The sequence below is a fragment of the Streptomyces sp. NPDC127092 genome (assembly GCF_042722475.1).
GTDB lineage: Bacteria > Actinomycetota > Actinomycetes > Streptomycetales > Streptomycetaceae > Streptomyces.
This window is the reverse complement of sequence record NZ_JBHXFE010000055.1, coordinates 39847-56569: the sequence shown is the minus strand read 5'-3', so window position 1 is coordinate 56569 and position 16723 is coordinate 39847. Positions and strand designations below refer to the sequence as shown.

Sequence of the window (16723 nt, the reverse complement as noted above, 5' to 3'; positions counted from 1 at the left end):
GAGTCCAACACCCACACCGGCAAGATCGTGGTGCGGGTGCCGCACTGACGGCCGCGGGCCGGCTTGCCGTCGGCCCGGCCTGCCGGTGGCCCACCTTGCCGGCGGCCCGGCCCCAGGGCGCCGCGGCCCCCGGCCCTCCGGCCCCGCCCCCACGCCCCGCACCCGCGGCCCCGTCCCTCCGGCCCCGGCCCCAGGGCCGCCGGCCCCGCCCCGCCCGGCCCTCAGTGCCGGGGTACGCCCAGCGGGTTGTCGTCGCGGAGTTCCGGCGGCAGCAGGTGTTCCGGCGTGGACTGGTACGTGACCGGGCGCAGCCAGCGTTCGATCGCGGTGCCGCCGACGGAGGTGAAGGGCGACGTGGTGGCCGGGTAGGGCCCGCCGTGGTGCTGGGCGTCGGCCACCGCGACGCCCGTGGGCCAGCCGTTGACGAGGATCCGTCCGGCCAGCGGGGTGAGTTCGGCCAGGAGGGAGGCGGCCTCGGGGTCCTCGTCGGCCGCCTGGAGCGTCGCGGTGAGGTTGCCGGGGACCAGGGCGAGGACGGCGCTGATCTCCTCGCGCGAGGAGTAGCGGGCGACCAGGGTGACCGGGCCGAAGGTCTCCTGGAGGAGCGTGTGCCTCGCGCCGTCGAGCAGGACGGCGGCGTCGGTGAGCAGGAAGCCCGGCGCGACGGCCTCCGGGCTCGCGGAGCCGGGGTGGACGGGGGCGGTGACGCCTTCCACCTGGGCGTCCTCATAGGTGGCGGTGAGGAAGTGGCCGCGCATCCGGCGGGACAGCATCACGCCCGGTTCGGCGTCGCCGAGGGCCTCGGTCAGGGCGGCCGTGACGCGGTCGCCCGCCTCGCCCGCCGGGGCCAGGACGAAGCCGGGCTTGGTGCAGAACTGGCCCATGCCCAGGGTCATGGAGGCGGCGAGCCCGGAGCCGATCTCCTCAGCCCGCTCCTCGGCCGCGGCCTCGGTGATCACCACCGGGTTGAGCGAGCCGAGTTCGCCGTGGAAGGGGATGGGCACGGGGCGCGCGGCGGCCGCGTCGAACAGGGCCCGGCCTCCCTGCACCGAGCCGGTGAAGCCGGCGGCGGCGACCAGCGGGTGGCGGACCAGCTCCACGCCCGCGTCGAAGCCGTGCACGAGGACGACGACGTCCTCCGGCAGCCCGGCCTCGGCGGCGGCCCGGCGCAGCAGCGCGGCGCAGAGCTCGGAGGTGGCCGGGTGGAGGGGGTGCGCCTTGACGACCACGGGGCAGCCGGCGGCCAGCGCGCTCGCGGTGTCGCCACCGGGCACGGAGAAGGCGAGCGGGAAGTTGCTGGCGGCGTAGACCGCGACGACGCCGAGCGGGACCTTCATGCGCCGCAGGTCGGGCGTGGGCGGGGTGGTCGTGGGGTCGGGCCGGGAGATCCGTACGTCCAGGAAGGCGGCCTCGTCGACGATGTCGGCGAAGTAGCGCAACTGGGCGGTGGTACGGGCGAGTTCGCCGGTGAGCCGGACCGGGCCGAGCGCGGTCTCCGCGTCGGCGGCCTCGACGACCTGGTCGCGCGCCGCGTCGAGCAGGCCGGCCGCGCCGCGCAGCAGGGCGGCGCGGGCCTTGCGGTCGGCGAGCGCGCCCCGGGCCGCGTGGGCGGCGCGTACCGCCCGGTCGACCTCCGCCGCGTCGGCCGCCTCCGCGACCTGTTCCCGCTCCTTCCCCGTCCGGGGGTCCACACTCCACACTGGTTCTGCCGTCACGGCACGCCCCTCGCCCACGTCGTTCGGTATTCTGAACGCGGTCCCTGTAGGTGAATCCGACACGGGGACTCTATGGACGGCCGAGCCGTCTCCACAAGAGGCTTCCGGAAGAGGGGCGAGGGCGATGTCGACGAACGACGCGGGTGGGGCCCAGGTCAAGTCCGCCGTGCGGACGGTGGAGTTGCTGGAGTACTTCGCCGGCCGGCCCGGCATGCACTCGCTCGCCGCCGTCCAGGAGGCCGTCGGCTACCCCAAGTCCAGCCTCTACATGCTGCTGCGCACCCTCGTCGAGCTCGGCTGGGTGGAGACGGACGCGACCGGGACCCGTTACGGCATCGGCGTGCGGGCGCTGCTCGTCGGCACCTCGTACATCGACGGCGACGAGGTCGTGGCCGCCGCCCGGCCCACCCTCGACCGGCTCTCGGACGACACCACGGAGACCATCCACCTGGCGCGCCTGGACGGCACCAACGTGGTCTACCTGGCGACCCGTCAGTCGCAGCACTACCTGCGCCCGTTCACCCGGGTCGGCCGCCGGCTCCCGGCCCACTCCACCTCGCTCGGCAAGGCGCTGCTCGCCACCCACAGCGACGAGCAGGTCCGCAAGCTGCTGCCGGAGACGCTGCCCGCGCTCACCGAGCACACCGTCACCGACCGCGAGCAGCTGATCGAGGAGCTGCGGGTCATCCGCGAGCAGGGGTACGCGGTGGACCGCGAGGAGAACACCCTGGGCCTGCGCTGCTTCGGCATCGCGATCCCGTACCGCACGCCGGCGCGCGACGCGATCAGCTGCTCGGTGCCGGTGGCACGCCTGACGCCGGGACACGAACAGCTCATCAAGGACGCGCTGTTCGACGCCCGCGACCGGCTCGCCCTCGCGACCCGCCGGCTGTAGCGGCCGTACGGCAGGGGCCTGGGCCGCCGAGCCGAGACGGCTTCGGCCAGGACCCGTCCGGCCCTGATCCCACCGGGCGGGCCCTGGGCCTCCAGGGACGGAGCCCCTACGCCTCCTGGACGCGCCGGTCTCCCCCGCGCGGCGGAGGCGGTTCGGCGTCCGGCAGGACGTGCGGCGGGCGGGCCGGCGAAAGGCTGGGGGCATGACGAACCCGCCGCTCCCCACCGCCGCCGCCCCCACCAGCGCCGGCCCCGCCCCCACTCCCGCCAGCCCCGCACCCACGCCCCTCGGCTCCGCCCCCACTCCCGTCGGCTCCGCCCCCGCACCCGTCGGCTCCGCCCCCGCGCCCGTCGGCCCCGGCCGGCGCCTGCTCCGCGTGCTCTCGATCCTCGCCTGCCTGCCGTACATCGTCCTCAAGGTCGCCTGGGTCGCCGGCAGCGAGATCGGCATCCCCGAGGGCAGCGTGCTCCTGGAGCGCCCGGGGATGATGGCGGCCGTCAACGCCGCCTCGGTGCTCGCCGACGCCGTCGTCGTGCTGCTCGCCCTGCTGCTCACCCAGGAGTGGGGACGGCGGGTGAAGGCCTGGCTGCTGGCCTTCCCGATGTGGGCGGCGACCGGTCTGATCGGCCCCATCATGATCGGCTACCCGGCCCAGCTCGTGGTCTCGCTCGCCACGGGCGGCGCCTCCGCCGAGGCGGCCGTCGCTGCCGAGCCCTTCGTCGACCCGTGGGTCTTCCCGGTGGTGTACGGCGGCTTCATCGTCCAGGGCCTCTGCCTGGGCACGCTGTTCGCGCTGTACGCCCGGGACCGCTGGGGCCGGGTGTGGAGCGGGCGCCTCGGCGAGCTTCCCGCGGCCGTGGGCGGACCCGTCCTCCGGGCCGTGACCGTGGCCGCGGCGGCCCTGGCCCTCGTCCCGGCCGGGCTGCGGCTGCGCTGGGCGGCCGGTTCGACCGACGGTCTCTCCGCCTCGTTCGCCGCGTCCTACGACTCCGACCGGGCCACCCTGGACGTGGTCATGGCGGCCCTGACGGTCCTCGCCGTGCTCGCCACGCTGCTGCTCCTGCTGCGCCGCCCGGCCGGGCTGCGGGTGCGCACCACGATGGCCCTGGCCTGGGTGGCGTCCGGGGCCGCCGGCTGCTGGGGCGCGTACATGTCGCTGGTCGCGCTGCTGCCGCAGACCGATGCCGCGAAAGAGCCGACGGGCCTGATGACCACCGCCTACGCTGGCGAGATGATCACCGGATTCCTGCTGGCCGGCTGCCTGGCCGTGGTCCTGAGCCGCCGCGCCCGCGGGAGCCGGACCGCATGACGCGGCGCGACGCGGCACCCGACACCGCCGAGAGTCCGGCCGGGAGCGCGGCCGGGAGCCCGGCGCGGTCCGCGGGACACCGCCTCGGGCGGGCCCTGTTCGGGCAGCGGGCCCGCCGGCGGTGGCTCCATCTGATCCTGGGCGGCGCCCTGTTCATGCCGTACTGGCTGGTGGGCACCGTGGTCGTGGGTCCGCTCCTGGACGGCGGGGCGATGTTCGCGAGCAGCCTCGCGGTGCAGTTCGGCGCGTACGCGGTGGGGCTGCCGCTGGCCGCGCTCACGGCGCTCTTCCCGCTGACCCGGCCGATGTCGGTGGCGGCGGCCCGCAGCCTGTGCGGGGTGCCGGCCGGGCGCTTCGCGGACGGGCCGGCCCGCGGCCGCGAGGCGAAGGCGCGGACGGCCGGCTGGTTCGCGCTCCATCTGGGCGCGGGCGCGCTGGTCAGCGGGGCGAGCCTGGCGCTGCCGCCGTTCGCGCTCGCGGTGGCGGCGCTGCCGTTCTCGGCCGGGCTGCGGAACTCGGAGGTCGGCCGGTTCTGGCATCTGGACCGGCAGTGGCTCGCCCTGGCGGGACTGCCGCTCGCGGTCCTGCTGCTGCTGGGGCTCGCGGCGGCGGCCGCGGCGGCGGGCGCGCTGCTCGCCTCGGCGGCGCCGCGGCTGCTCGGGCCGAGCCCGGCCGACCGGCTCGCCGCCGCCGAGCGGCGGGCCGCCGACCTCGCGGTGCGCAACCGGCTCGCCCGCGAGCTGCACGACTCGGTCGGGCACGCGCTCAGCGCCGTCACGCTTCAGGCGGGCGCCGCCCGGCGGGTGCTGGACGCGGGCACGCCCGACCTCGGGTTCGTACGGGAGGCGCTGACCGCGATCGAGGAGACCACCCGGCGGTCGGTCGGCGAGCTGGACGCCGTGCTCGGCCTGCTGCGCAGCGGCGAGGACGACGGCGAGCTCGCGGCGCCCGGTCTCGACGCGCTCGACGCACTGGTGCGGGGTGCCGGGCCGCGGGTGGCGCTGACGGTGCGGGGCGATCTGACGGGGCTGCCGGAGGCGGTGTCGCGCGAGGCGTACCGGATCGTGCAGGAAGGACTCACGAACGCCGTGCGGTACGCGCGGGAGGAGACGGTGACGGCGCGGGTCGCGCTGTCGGGGGACGAACTGGAGATCACGATGGAGAATCCGCTGCCCGGCACGGCGCCGGTGGCCCGCCCGGACGGCGGGCGCGGACTGCGCGGCGTCGCCGAGCGGGCCCGGCTGCTCGGCGGCACCGCGGAGGCGGGCCCGGTGGACGGCCGCTGGCGGCTGTCCGCCCGGCTGCCGGTGGGACCGGCCGGGGGTGCGCGGTGATCAGGGTCGTGCTCGCGGACGACGAGCGGATGGTGCGGACGGCCCTGCGGGTCATCCTCGACGCCGAGGAGGGCGTGGAGGTCGTCGGTGAGGCGGCGACCGGCGCCGAGGCGGTGTCGGTGGTGCGGGAGCTGCGGCCCGACGTGGTCCTGATGGACGTCCGGATGCCGGAGATCGACGGGATCCAGGCCACCCGGCAGATCCTCTCCGGGCTCGGGCAGGGCCCGGACGCGCCGCGGATCGTGGTGGTCACCACCTTCGAGAACGACGCCTACGTGTACGACGCGCTGCGGGCGGGCGCGGCCGGTTTCCTGCTCAAGCGGGCCTCGCCGGAGGAACTGGTGAGCGCGGTGCGGCTGGTCGCCCGCAGCGACTCGCTGCTGTACCCGGCGGCCGTCCGCGCCCTGGCCGCCGACCACGCCCGCCGCCACCCGCCGGCGCCCGCCTGGGCGGCCCGGCTGACCGAGCGCGAGGCGGAGGTGCTGCGGCGGATGGCGAAGGGCCTGACGAACGCGGAGATCGCCGAGGGCATGGGAGTCGGCCCGGCGACGGTGAAGTCCCACGTGGCGGCGGTGCTCGCGAAGACGGGCGCCCGGGACCGCACGCAGGCGGTGATCGCGGCGTACGAGTCGGGGTTCATCCGGGCGAACGCCTGACGGACCACCACATGAAGGTTCCCTGAGAAACCGGACAGATCGGGAACGTTCGCCGCCGTCCGGCTCGTCCCGCATTCGGGATGAACAAGACGATCAGGCGCGCCTCGGTCTTCGCGCTGCTCCTGGTCCTCGCCCTGCTGGGGCGGGCGACCTGGGTGCAGGCGTACGAAGGCAAGGCCCTCGCGAACGAGAAGAACAACCGGCGGAAGGTCATCGCGCAGTACGCGGAGCCGCTCGGGAACATCGTCGTGGCCGGCTCGCCGGTCACCGGATCGAAGGAGACGAAGGGCGGCGACCTCGCCTACAAGCGGAGCTACACCGACGGCGAGCTGTACGCGGCCGTCACCGGCTACAGCTCGCAGGCCTACGGGGCGACCCAGCTGGAGGGCCTCTACTCCGGCGTCCTGGACGGCACGGACACGCGGCTGAAGAACCCGGTCGACGCGATCACCGGGAAGCGGGCGAAGCCGGGCACCGTCGTGACGACGATCGACCCGGCGGTGCAGAAGGCCGGGTACGAGGCGCTCGGGAGCAAGAAGGGTGCCGCCGTCGCGATCGACCCGAAGACGGGCCGGATCCTCGGCATGGTGTCGACGCCCTCGTACGACCCGTCGAGGATCGCCGGTCTGACGGACGGCGAGGAGTGGCGGCGGCTGACGGAGGACGAGGACAAGCCGCTGGTCAACCGGGCGCTGCGGCAGCCGCTGCCGCCGGGTTCGACGTTCAAGCTGGTGGTCGCGGCGGCGGCGCTGGAGGACGGTCTGTACGGCTCCGTGGACACGGCGACGGAGAGCCCGGACCCGTACACGCTGCCCGGCACGCGGACCGTCCTGAGGAACGAGAACGCCTCCGCGCCCTGCGAGAACGCGACCATCCGCACGGCGCTGCGCTACTCCTGCAACAACGTCTTCGCGAAGATGGCCGTGGACCTGGGCCAGGACAAGGTGAAGGCGATGGCGGAGAGGTTCGGCTTCGACGACAAGGAGCTGGACGTGCCCGTCCGGGCGTACCCGAGCGTGTACCCGTCCGGGATGGACAAGGCGCAGACGGCGCTGAGCGGCATCGGGCAGTTCGACGTGACGGCCACCCCGCTGCAGATGGCGATGGTGTCCGCGGCCATCGCCAACGACGGTCTGCTGGCGAGCCCGCACATGGTCTCGCAGGTGGTCGACTCGGACGGCGACGCGCTGCAGTCGTACGAGGACGGCGACACCGAGCGGATCGTCTCGTCCGGGACGGCGCGGCAGCTGCGCAGTGCGATGAAGACCGTGGTCGACGACGGCACGGGAAGCAACGCGGCGATCAGCGGCGTGGAGGTCGGCGGCAAGACGGGCACGGCGCAGCACGGCGAGAACAACAGCAAGACGCCGTACGCCTGGTTCACCTCCTACGCGAAGGACCCGGCCACCGGGAAGGAGGTCGCGGTCGCGGTGATGATCGAGGACTCGGGCGCGGCCCGCTCGGAGGTCAGCGGCAACGGCCTGGCGGCGCCGGTGGCGCAGAAGATGATGAGGGCCGCGCTGAAGTGAGCCGCGCGGTCGCGCGTCTCGAAGTGACGTGAAGCGGGGGCCGGTTGGTCCGCGGCCCCCGCCGCACGGTATGCAGGGCGCATGCTCTCGAACGTGCGTGTGCCCCGTTCCCCGTCCGGCTGGACCATGGCCGTGTTCGGCCTGCTCGCCGCCGCCCTCGGCGTGGTGGGCCTGGTCTCCCCCGACACGACGATCCGCCTCATGGGGCTCACTCCCGTGTCCGGGGCGAGCCGCGCCGACGGCGACCACACCCTGCTCTTCCTGACGGCCTCGTCCATGGCGGCCCTCAACATGGGCGTCTACTACGTCCTGGCGGCCCTCGCCGACTGGAAGGCCTTCTTCCGCTGGACGGTGCCCTTCCGTTTCCTCACCTTCTCGGTCTTCACCCTCGCCGTCCTCACCGACCGTGCCCCCTCCGGCTTCCTCGGCGTGGGCCTGTGGGAGGGCGTCGGCGCCCTGGCGACGGGCGTGGCGCTGCGGTACGAGTCGCGGCGGGCGGCGCGGGTCAGGGCTTGAGCAGCGCGTCCGTCACCGCGGCCAGGTAGGCGGGGTCGGCCGGCACGGAGCCGGGGACGGCGTGGGCGAGCTGGGCGTGGCCCAGGTAGCTGGTGTAGGCGAGGAGGCCGCGGCGGCGGGCCTCGGGGGGCGGGAAGCCGAGCAGTTCGAAGAGGCGGGCGAGGTAGCCGACGCGGCGTTCCGTCACGCGGGCGAGGGCCGCCGCCACCTCGGGGTGGTCGCTCGCGGCGAGCAGCCGTACCTCCAGCGGGTCCTCGGCGGCCGAGGCGGTCGCGCCGCGCAGCAGTGCGCCGAGCCGGGCCGCCGGGTCGGGTTCGGCAGCCTCCATGGCGCGGATGATCCGCTCGGTGGAGACCTCCTCCCAGCGGGCGAGGGCCGCGGCGACGAGGGCGTCCCGGTTGGCGAAGTGCCAGTAGAAGCTGCCCTTGGTGGTGCCGAGGCGGGCGGCGAGCGGTTCCACGGCGACGCCGGCGAGGCCGCGTTCGGCGAGGGCGGCAAGGGCCGCGTCTGCCCAGTCGTCGGCGCTGAGGCGCTTGCGGGGGCGTCGTTCCTTGGGGGCCGGGGACTCGTGCATGTTTCCGTACGGTACCGTACGGTCTGAACATACGCTCCCGTATGGAGGTCCGGTCATGCCCGGAACGCGCACGGTACGCAACGTCCACCAGAGGGTCGTCGAGGCCCCGGCCGAGACGGTCGGAGCCCTCCTCGACCGGCTCTCCGCGCCGGACGACCCGCTCTTCCCCACCCCGGTCTGGCCCGCGATGGTGCTCGACCGCCCGCTCGCCGTCGGCGCCGACGGCGGCCACGGCCGGGTCCGCTACCGGGTCTCCGCCCACGAACCCGGCCGGTCCGTCCGCTTCGACACCACCGACGACGACATGGGCACCGGCTACCACCGCTTCGACGTCGAGCCCCTGGGCCCCGGCCGCTGCCGGATGACCCACACCCTCGAGATGACCATGGGCGCAGGGGCGTTCGCCTTCTTCAAGCTCGCCATCGAGCCCGTCCACGACACGATGGTCGAGGAGAGCTTCGACAACGCCGAGCGCGCCGTGCTCGGCGCCCTGCCCCACCCGCCGGCCCGCCGTCCGGCCCGCGCCCTGCTGGTCAACCGCCTGTTCTGGGTGCGCCCGGCAGCCGCGCCCGTTCCCGGCGCCGCCCGCCTCCTTCACGAGGCCGTCCCACGGCCCGACTTCACCGACGCCTGGCGGCTGCCGCTGCCGCCGGGCATGCCCCGCGACCCGGAGGCATGGCGGCAGGTGCTGCCCGCCTCGGTGCGGGCCACCGGCGAGCACGAGCTCCTCCTCGGCGAGGACGCCTTCCACCTGGACTACCGCGCCTCGGTGCTGCTCGACGACGACTCCGTGACCCTGGTGAGCGCCGTACGGCTCCACAACGCCGTCGGCCGCCTCTACTTCGCGCTGGTGCGCCACGTCCACCCGTTCATGGCCCGCCTGATGCTGCGCCGGGCGCACCGGCGGCTCGCGTTCGCGGCCCGGCCCGCCGGCGAGCGGAACGCGCGGCCCCTGCCCGAACGCGCATAAGGCACCTGCCCGATCCGGACGGGCCACCTCAGAAGCCAGCCTGCGGTCATGCGCGTACCTCTCTATCTGACCGCCGTGCTCGTGTCCGGCTTCGGCACCACGGCGATGTGGCTCGTCTCCGGGATCTGGGTCAAGTCCCTCACCGGCTCCGACGGTCTCGCGGCCCTGACCACCTTCGCCCTGTGGGCGCCCGCGTTCCTCGGGCCGCTGCTCGGCGGCCTGGTCGACCGGGTGCGGCGGCGTCCGCTCCTGGTCGTGGTGAACACGGTCATGGCCCTGCTGCTCCCCCTGCTGCTGTGGGTGGACCGGGCGGACCGGGTGTGGCTGCTGTTCGCCGTGCTCCTGGCGTACGGGGCGCAGGGCGCGGTCCACGAGGCAGCCGAGACCGCGCTCGCGGCCTCGGCCCTGGACCCGGACCGGCTCGGCGGCCTCAACGGGCTGCGGATGACCGTCAAGGAGGCCATGAAGCTGCTCGCCCCGCTGGTGGCGGCGGGGCTCTTCGCCCGCTACGGCGGCGGTCCGGTGGCCCTGCTCGACGCGGCCACCTTCGCCGTCGCGGCCGGGGTGTTCGCCCTGCTGCGGGTGCGCGAGGAACGGCCCGTGCCGGAGCGCCGTCCCCGCACGGCCGAGGGCGCCCGGCTGCTCCGGGAGTCGGCGGCGCTGCGGCCGCTGGTGCTCGCGGGCGGCTTCACCATGCTGCTCGCGGGACTCAACGGGTCCGCGGTCTACGCGGTGGTGGACCGCGGCCTCGGCCACTCCCCCGCCTACGCGGGCGTGCTGTACGCGGCACAGGGCGCCGGCTCGGTCGTGGCGGGCCTGCTCGCCGGACCGCTGCTGCGGCGGGCGACGGAGCGGACGCTCGCCTCCGTCGGCCTCGCCGTGTTCGCGCTGGGCGCGGCGGCCCGGGCGCTGCCGTACGACACGGTCGCGCTGACCGCGAGCGGGCTGGTCGGGGTGGGCCTGCCATGGGTGCTGATCGCCGTGCTGACGGCGGTGCAGCGCGGGGTCCCCGCCGAGGCGGTGGGCCGGGCGGCGGCGACCGCGAACACCCTGGTCTTCGTGCCGAACGCCCTGGCCATCGCCCTGGGCGCGGCCCTGACGACCGTCCTGGACGTCCGTGCGCTGCTGCCGCTCCTGGGCGTGGCGGGCCTGACGGGCGCGGCGACACTGGCCGTGGGCCGCCGCAGGGAGCCGCCCCGCGCGGCGGCGCCCGCCACGGCCCACCGGAGCGACGCAACCCCCTGAAAGGCACTCCGGCCCGGCCCCACGGCCGACGGGCAGGGCCGCGAGGCGTCGGACGTCTCGGCCGCGCGGGCTACCGGGGAGTTGCGGCGGCCCGGGCGGCCGCCGTGCCCAGGGGGGCGGGGCCGGACGGGATTCGGTGGACGGCGTCCAACGCCTCCCGGACCGCCGCCAGGTCGGCGTCCGACGCCAGGCCCGCGTGGTACAGGCGGAGTTCGGTGGCGCCTTCGGCCGCCGCGCGCCGGGCGTCCGCGGCGAGGGTGTGCGGGGAGCCGCCCATGCCCGTGACGACGGGCAGGTTGGCGGCCAGGACGGTCCGCTCGTGCGCGTGGGCGGCGAAGGGGGCCACGTCGGGCGCGGGGGTCACCACGCCGTCCGCGACGGCGAGGACGTGGGCCGGGTCGGTGCCCGCGTTCGCGCCGCAGCGGTACGGGACGGGGTCGGCGTGCAGCAGGACCCGGAAGCCGGGCGGGGCGGCGGCCCGTACGGCCGCGACGGCGTCCTCCTGGAGGGTGCGGGCGGCCTCCAGGCGCCACGCGAGCGCCGGGTCCGCCAGCCGGCCGGGGACCGGGCCGGCGGGCCCGCCGCGCCAGGCGGGCTCCAGGGCGGCCCGGACGGCCGCGGCCAGTTCGTCCGGGTCGGCGCCGTGTCCGCCGTAACCCTCCCGGCAGGACGGGCAGAAGCAGAGCGACATCAGGTACCGGGCCGTGTCGTCGAGCGGGACGCCGGCGGTCTTGTCGTGGGCGTGCAGGTGCGCGAGGCCGTACCAGCCGCAGGACTCCAGCTCGGTGCCGGCCGCGCCCTGCCGTACCGCCGCCTCGGCCGCGAGGTCGACGAGGTAGCGGCGGACGGCGTCCTGGCCGATGCAGGGAGCCCAGGGATAGCGGTCGCCGTACGCGTTGACGACGGAGGTCTCCGGGTGCTCGGCGCCGAGCCGGGAGTTGTGGGCCAGGACCACCCAGCTGTGCACCTCCAGGCCCGCCCCGGCCAGCGCTCCCGCCGCCGCCCCGTAGGCGTCGCCGGGCGCCCAGTCCCCCGCCGGGTACGGGGCGAGGGCGCGGCCCCGCCAGCGCTCGGGGTCCGGCGGGTAGAGCACCGCCGCGTACCCGGCCGTGACGATCCGGTGCCGGGGGTGGCGGGGGGTGAGGGCGCGGGTGGAGTGGTAGGCGGCGGCGAGGGTGACCTGGGCGAGGCCGAGGTCCGCGAGCCGGGCGGGGGCGTCCGGGTCGCCGTCGACGTCCCACGGATAGAGGAAGGCGCCGGCCCTCATCGCGCGGTCCCCTCGGCGAGCGCCGCCCGGCCGCGGGCGATGACGTCGGCGAGTTCCTTCAGGTGCTCGGGCAGCGGCTCGCTGAGCGGGGGGCGGACCTCGCCGACGTCGAGGCCGTTCATCCGTACCGCCGCCTTGACGAGGGAGACCGCGTATCCGCGGCCGCGCGAACGGAGTTCGACGAGCGGGCGGTAGAAGGCGTCGATGAGCCGGTGGGCGGTCGCGTCGTCGCCGTCGTTCAGGGCCCGGTGGAAGGCGAGGGCGATGTCGGGCGCGAAGCAGAAGACGGCGGAGGAGTAGAGGGTGACGCCGATGCCGCGGTAGGCGAGGCCGGTGAGTTCGGCGGTGGGCAGGCCGTTGAAGTAGCGCAGGTCGAGGCCCGCGGAGCGGACGGCGCTGACGATCCGCTGCATCAGGTCGAGGTCGCCGACGCCGTCCTTGAGGCCGATGACGCCGGGCGTGCGGGCGAGGGCGACGGCGGTCTCGGGCGTGAGGACGGCGTTGTCGCGCTGGTAGACGATGACGTCGAGGGCGGTGGCGGCGGCCAGTTCGGTGTAGTGGCGGAGCAGTCCGGCCTGGTCGGCGACGACGAGGTAGGGCGGCATGGCGAGCAGCCCGTCGGCGCCCGCCTCCTCGGCGAGGCGGGCGTAGCGGACGGCGAGGGCGGTGCCGTAGCCCGCTCCCGCGAGGACCGGGACCCGGCCCGCGGCCTCCTCGACGGCGGCGGCGACGCAGTCGCGGAACTCCTCGGGGGTGAGCGCGTGGAACTCGCCGGTGCCGCAGCAGGCGAAGACCGCGCCCGCGCCCGCGTCGATCCCGGCGCGGACGTGGGCGCGGAAGGCGTCGAGGTCGACGTCGCCGTCCGGGCCGAACGCGGTGACGGGGAAGAAGAGCAGGCCGTCGAGCCGGTCGGCGAGCGGGGGTGTGGTCACGGGCACTCCCTGTCGTACAAGATTCTGACTACTGTCCATATTCTTGAACGCTGCACACGCTAGGGCAGCCCCGATGGAGCGGTCAAGAAGTGAAGTCCCTTCGGGGCACGCGTTCTTGACGCTGCGCAGAGCAGTACCTAGCGTGGCGCCCCTTCCCCCTGCGCGCTCCCTGCCCGGGGATTCCATGTCTGTGAATACGGTCTACGGACGGAGATGCCCTCCTTGAACCCCGCACCCCGAACCGTCCTGCTCACCGGCGCCGCCGGCGGCGTCGGCACGCTGATGCGCGAGCTCCTTCCCGCGTACGGCTACGAACTCCGCCCGCTCGACATCGTCCCCGTCCCCGGCGCGCCGGACGCGATCGTCGCCGACCTCGCCGACCGCGCGGCACTGCGGGAGGCCGTGCGCGGCGTCGACGCCGTGATCCACCTCGCCGGGATCTCCCTGGAGGCCGACTTCGACAAGATCGTCACCGCCAACGTCCTCGGGCTCCAGCACCTCTACGAGGCGGTGCGCGAGGAAGGCGTCCCCCGGGTCGTCTTCGCCTCCAGCAACCACGCCGTCGGCTTCACCGCCCGGCCGCGGCCCGGCGAGCCTCCGGTCCCCGTCGACACCCCGCACCGGCCCGACACCCACTACGGGCTCTCCAAGGCCTTCGGCGAGGACCTGGCGCAGTTCTACTGGGACAAGCACGGCGTCGAGACCGTCTCCGTGCGCATCGGCTCCTGCTTCCCCGAGCCCACCTCCGTGCGGATGCTGTCGATGTGGCTCAGCCCGGCCGACTGCGCGCGGCTGATGCACGCGGCGCTCACCGCGCCCGATGTGGGGCACACCGTCGTCTACGGCTCCTCCGCCAACACCCGGGAGTGGTGGGACCTGTCCTCGGCCCGCGCGCTCGGCTACGAACCCAAGGACGACTCCGAGGTGTTCGCCGAGCGGATCATCGCGGAGAAGGGCCTCCCGGCGCCCGGCAGCGCCGACGACGTCTATCTGGGCGGGCACTTCTGCGTGGACCCGCCGCGCTGGCCGCACTGACCCGGCGGCGGGAGAAGCACAGGGCCCGGCCGGACAATGCGGGGGAGCCGGCCGGGGCCCGGGTCGACGCGGGCGACGCATGACGCCCACGGACGATCCGACGATACGTTTCGGTCAAGATCACCGCGATCCGCGGAACGCGGCGACCGTCCGCAAAACGCGACGGGTTCACGGCCGGCCCGGAAACGGGTTCGCGGCCGCATCCCGCGTCCGGCGCCCGGTCAGCCGCGCAGGGTCCGCGAGGGCGTCTCGCCGAACCGGGCGCGGTACTGCGCGGCGAACCGCCCCGCGTGCGTGAACCCCCAGCGCCAGGCCACCTCGCCGACGCTCAGCCCGTCCGGGTCGCCCGCCCGCAGCTCCTCGCGCACCCGGTCCAGGCGGACCTCCCGTACGTACGCCATGGGCGACATCCCCACGTACTCCCGGAACGACTCCTGGAGGCGGCGCACGCTCACCCGGGCGAGGGCGGCGAGCTCGGTGGTGGTGAAGGGGTGCTCGGGGCGGGCCCGCACCGCGTCCATCGCCCGCTTCACCGGCGCCGGCCTGGCCGGTCCGCCCGGGTGCGCCAGCTCGTCCCGCCACGGGTGCTCCGCCGCCAGGAGCAGCCCGTTGAGCAGCGCCTCCTGGAGCGGGCGGGCCACCAGCTCGTGGGTCGCGAGCCCGTCGCCCGCGAGCGCCCCCGCCGCCACCTGGCGGGCGAAGGTCACCCAGCTCAGACCGGGTCCGCGCGTGATGTCCAGGCGCGTGCCCAGGGTCAGCCGGCGGCCCGCCGAACGGCCCAGCAGGGACTCCAGACGGTCCTGGAGCGCCGTCGCGTCGATCTTGACCGAAAGCGCGCGGCAGTCCCCGCTCCACCGGTCGAGGAAGGTGTCTCCCGACGGGTCCAGCAGCATGGCGTCCTCGGGGGTTGCCATCAGCCGGCGCCCCCTCCCGCCCTGCCGCACCTCCATGGTCCCGCTCATCGGCGCGTTGACGTGGAACGCCCCCAGCTCGCCGAAGCGCATCCGCACGTCGGCGCCGCAGCTGAGGTCGCCGATCATCAGCGGCCCCAGTCCGACGGTGTCGAAGCGCGCGGCGAAGGGACGGTCCCGCGCGTCGATGACGTCCATGAAGTTGGCGTAATAGCGCGCGCTGATCTCCTCGCGCGCCTCGTCCACGTCCCGCGTCCGGAAAGAGCTCCCACCCACGGCCGAAAGAATATTCACATGACGGACGCGACCGGGAACGGCAGGATGCCCGCCATGCCACAGCCCCGGGGATTCGCCCACGCCCAGCGCGCGGACGGCACGGTCGTCGTCACCCACCACGGCCGCGCCGCCGCCACCCTGCGCGGCGGCCGCGCGCAGAAGTTCCTGGCCGAGGTCGCGTCCGGCGACCCGCAGCTGGTCATGGCCCGCTGGACGGGCGCCTACCGGTTCGGGAACGAGCGGACCGCCCGCGAGCACCCGCGTAACCGGAGTGGCCGAACCCGGGGAAGGTAAGGGAACGGCAAAGGGGTCTGGTTCGTTACCCCGGGCATGACCGCTATGACCCCCGGCTCGAACATCCCTCTCACCGCCGCGCGCGTGGCGGTGGACGTGGCCGCCCCGGTGCGGCTCGACGTCTCGGGCCTGCTGCTCGGCGCCAACGGCAAGGTGCGCTCCGACGACGACTTCATCTTCTACAACCAGCCCGCCGGGCCCGGCGTGACCTACCGGTCCGGCGGCGGCGCCGCGCCCGACGCCATCCTCGTGGACACCACCGCCGTGCCCGCCGGGATCGAGAAGATCGTGGTGACCGCGAGCCCGGACGCCGCGGGCCAGTCCTTCCAGGGCATCGAGCCCACCGCGACGCTGCGCAACGCCGACGACGGCAGCGTCCTCGCCACCTTCACGCCGCCGCGGCTCGGCACCGAGACGGCGCTCGTGGTCATGGAGATCTATCTGCGCAACGGCGCGTGGAAGGCCCGCGCGGTGGGCCAGGGGTACGCGAACGGGCTGGCCGGGATCGCGACCGACTTCGGCGTCAGCGTGGACGAGGAGCCCACGCCCGCCCCGGCGGCCACGCCCGCGGCGGCCCCGGCGCCGCCCGCCGCTCCCCCGGTGGACCCGCGCGTCGCCGCGGGCCTGCCGTCGACGCCCGCCGCCGCCCCGCCCGCTCCCGCGGCCGCGCCCGCCGCCGGCACCGGGAAGATCAACCTGGACAAGGGCCGGGTCAGCCTCCAGAAGAACCAGACCGTCTCCCTGGTCAAGGGCGGCCGTCCGCTGCTCTCCCAGGTGAAGATGGGCCTCGGCTGGGAGCCGGCCTTCCGCGGCAAGGACATCGACCTCGACGCCTCCGTCATCGCCTACGGCCCGCAGCGCAACCACATCGACAGCTGCTACTTCGGCAAGCTGTCGATCCTCAACGGCGCGATCAAGCACTCCGGCGACAACCTGACCGGCGAGGGCGCGGGTGACGACGAGGTCATCGTCGTCGACCTGGGCCGGCTGCCCGCCGACGTCACCGGCCTGGTCTTCACGGTCAACTCCTTCTCGGGCCAGAAGTTCACCGAGGTCGCCAAGGCCTACTGCCGGCTGCTCGACGCCGCGTCCGGCGAGGAGCTTGTGCGCTTCGACCTGACCACGGCGGAGCCGCAGACCGGCGTGATGATGGCCAAGCTCATCAGGCAGTTCTCGGGCGAGTGGGAGATGACGGGCATGGGCGAGTTCGTGAAGTCCCGGACCGTCCGCGGCATGGTGAAGCCGGCCGCCCAGGCGCTCTGAGC

The 16723-nt window shown here is 75.0% G+C and carries 16 protein-coding genes; 11 read left to right on the top strand and 5 right to left on the bottom strand.

Annotated elements, in window-relative coordinates:
- Nucleotides 1–221: 221 nt before the first annotated feature.
- On the bottom strand, nt 222–1715 hold the full coding sequence (locus ACFWJO_RS33070) for an aldehyde dehydrogenase (NADP(+)) (protein ID WP_386871179.1): 1494 nt from the start codon (nt 1713–1715) through the stop codon (nt 222–224).
- 124 nt (nt 1716–1839) lie between these two features.
- Between ACFWJO_RS33070 and ACFWJO_RS33065 the strand changes: the two genes are divergently transcribed.
- From ACFWJO_RS33065 to ACFWJO_RS33040, 6 genes are all read left to right on the top strand, one after another.
- Nucleotides 1840–2610, top strand: a complete 771-nt coding sequence (locus ACFWJO_RS33065) for an IclR family transcriptional regulator (protein ID WP_386871177.1) — start codon at nt 1840–1842, stop codon at nt 2608–2610.
- A 202-nt stretch (nt 2611–2812) separates the two neighbouring features.
- A complete protein-coding gene (locus ACFWJO_RS33060; protein ID WP_386871175.1) occupies nt 2813–3919 on the top strand; it encodes a hypothetical protein in 1107 nt (368 codons plus the stop codon).
- The gene (locus ACFWJO_RS33055; RefSeq protein WP_386871173.1) at nt 3916–5253 is read left to right on the top strand and encodes a sensor histidine kinase; all 1338 of its coding nucleotides are present in this window, start codon (nt 3916–3918) and stop codon (nt 5251–5253) included. The genes ACFWJO_RS33060 and ACFWJO_RS33055 overlap by 4 nt, the downstream gene beginning before the upstream one ends.
- 29 nt (nt 5254–5282) lie before the next feature.
- On the top strand, nt 5283–5909 hold the full coding sequence (locus ACFWJO_RS33050; protein ID WP_386871189.1) for a response regulator: 627 nt from the start codon (nt 5283–5285) through the stop codon (nt 5907–5909).
- An 80-nt stretch (nt 5910–5989) separates the two neighbouring features.
- Nucleotides 5990–7438 carry a peptidoglycan D,D-transpeptidase FtsI family protein gene (locus ACFWJO_RS33045; protein ID WP_386871171.1) on the top strand — a complete coding sequence of 483 codons (1449 nt, stop codon included), beginning with the start codon at nt 5990–5992 and terminating at the stop codon, nt 7436–7438.
- A gap of 93 nt (nt 7439–7531) precedes the next feature.
- On the top strand, nt 7532–7954 hold the full coding sequence (locus tag ACFWJO_RS33040) for a hypothetical protein (RefSeq protein ID WP_386871169.1): 423 nt from the start codon (nt 7532–7534) through the stop codon (nt 7952–7954).
- Here ACFWJO_RS33040 and ACFWJO_RS33035 read toward each other — a convergent pair.
- On the bottom strand, nt 7944–8528 hold the full coding sequence (locus tag ACFWJO_RS33035) for a TetR/AcrR family transcriptional regulator (RefSeq protein WP_386871167.1): 585 nt from the start codon (nt 8526–8528) through the stop codon (nt 7944–7946). The genes ACFWJO_RS33040 and ACFWJO_RS33035 overlap by 11 nt on opposite strands.
- A gap of 55 nt (nt 8529–8583) precedes the next feature.
- On the opposite strand from ACFWJO_RS33035, the gene ACFWJO_RS33030 reads away from it, so the two are divergent.
- Together ACFWJO_RS33030 and ACFWJO_RS33025 are read left to right on the top strand one after the other, a co-directional pair.
- Nucleotides 8584–9498: a DUF2867 domain-containing protein gene (locus ACFWJO_RS33030; protein ID WP_386871165.1), complete on the top strand. Its 915-nt coding sequence runs from the start codon at nt 8584–8586 to the stop codon at nt 9496–9498.
- A gap of 48 nt (nt 9499–9546) precedes the next feature.
- Entirely contained in the window at nt 9547–10743 is a 1197-nt protein-coding gene (locus ACFWJO_RS33025) for an MFS transporter (protein ID WP_386871164.1), read from the top strand.
- A 70-nt stretch (nt 10744–10813) separates the two neighbouring features.
- Here the strand turns inward: ACFWJO_RS33025 and ACFWJO_RS33020 are convergent, their stop codons facing one another.
- Together ACFWJO_RS33020 and ACFWJO_RS33015 are read right to left on the bottom strand one after the other, a co-directional pair.
- The gene (locus ACFWJO_RS33020; RefSeq protein WP_386871162.1) at nt 10814–12010 is read right to left on the bottom strand and encodes a hypothetical protein; all 1197 of its coding nucleotides are present in this window, start codon (nt 12008–12010) and stop codon (nt 10814–10816) included.
- Nucleotides 12007–12942 carry a 5-dehydro-4-deoxyglucarate dehydratase gene (locus ACFWJO_RS33015; RefSeq protein ID WP_386871160.1) on the bottom strand — a complete coding sequence of 312 codons (936 nt, stop codon included), beginning with the start codon at nt 12940–12942 and terminating at the stop codon, nt 12007–12009. The genes ACFWJO_RS33020 and ACFWJO_RS33015 overlap by 4 nt, the downstream gene beginning before the upstream one ends.
- A gap of 222 nt (nt 12943–13164) precedes the next feature.
- On the opposite strand from ACFWJO_RS33015, the gene ACFWJO_RS33010 reads away from it, so the two are divergent.
- Nucleotides 13165–13977 carry an NAD-dependent epimerase/dehydratase family protein gene (locus ACFWJO_RS33010; RefSeq protein WP_386871158.1) on the top strand — a complete coding sequence of 271 codons (813 nt, stop codon included), beginning with the start codon at nt 13165–13167 and terminating at the stop codon, nt 13975–13977.
- A gap of 221 nt (nt 13978–14198) precedes the next feature.
- Here the strand turns inward: ACFWJO_RS33010 and ACFWJO_RS33005 are convergent, their stop codons facing one another.
- The gene (locus ACFWJO_RS33005; protein ID WP_386871157.1) at nt 14199–15164 is read right to left on the bottom strand and encodes an AraC family transcriptional regulator; all 966 of its coding nucleotides are present in this window, start codon (nt 15162–15164) and stop codon (nt 14199–14201) included.
- A gap of 54 nt (nt 15165–15218) precedes the next feature.
- Here ACFWJO_RS33005 and ACFWJO_RS33000 point away from each other — a divergent pair, with 54 nt between their 5' ends.
- Nucleotides 15219–15458, top strand: coding sequence for a hypothetical protein (locus tag ACFWJO_RS33000; protein WP_386871155.1), 240 nt, complete (start codon nt 15219–15221; stop codon nt 15456–15458).
- 36 nt (nt 15459–15494) lie between these two features.
- On the top strand, nt 15495–16721 hold the full coding sequence (locus tag ACFWJO_RS32995) for a TerD family protein (protein WP_386871153.1): 1227 nt from the start codon (nt 15495–15497) through the stop codon (nt 16719–16721).
- Nucleotides 16722–16723: the final 2 nt, after the last annotated feature.

Coding starts and splice junctions, on each gene's coding strand:
- ACFWJO_RS33065 (WP_386871177.1), top strand. CDS start 1,840: ATGTCGACGAACGACGCGGGTGGGGCCCAGGTCAAGTCCGCCGTGCGG.
- ACFWJO_RS33060 (WP_386871175.1), top strand. CDS start 2,813: ATGACGAACCCGCCGCTCCCCACCGCCGCCGCCCCCACCAGCGCCGGC.
- ACFWJO_RS33055 (WP_386871173.1), top strand. CDS start 3,916: ATGACGCGGCGCGACGCGGCACCCGACACCGCCGAGAGTCCGGCCGGG.
- ACFWJO_RS33050 (WP_386871189.1), top strand. CDS start 5,283: ATGGTGCGGACGGCCCTGCGGGTCATCCTCGACGCCGAGGAGGGCGTG.
- ACFWJO_RS33045 (WP_386871171.1), top strand. CDS start 5,990: ATGAACAAGACGATCAGGCGCGCCTCGGTCTTCGCGCTGCTCCTGGTC.
- ACFWJO_RS33035 (WP_386871167.1), bottom strand. CDS start 8,528: ATGCACGAGTCCCCGGCCCCCAAGGAACGACGCCCCCGCAAGCGCCTC.
- ACFWJO_RS33030 (WP_386871165.1), top strand. CDS start 8,584: ATGCCCGGAACGCGCACGGTACGCAACGTCCACCAGAGGGTCGTCGAG.
- ACFWJO_RS33025 (WP_386871164.1), top strand. CDS start 9,547: ATGCGCGTACCTCTCTATCTGACCGCCGTGCTCGTGTCCGGCTTCGGC.
- ACFWJO_RS33020 (WP_386871162.1), bottom strand. CDS start 12,010: ATGAGGGCCGGCGCCTTCCTCTATCCGTGGGACGTCGACGGCGACCCG.
- ACFWJO_RS33000 (WP_386871155.1), top strand. CDS start 15,219: ATGCCACAGCCCCGGGGATTCGCCCACGCCCAGCGCGCGGACGGCACG.
- ACFWJO_RS32995 (WP_386871153.1), top strand. CDS start 15,495: ATGACCGCTATGACCCCCGGCTCGAACATCCCTCTCACCGCCGCGCGC.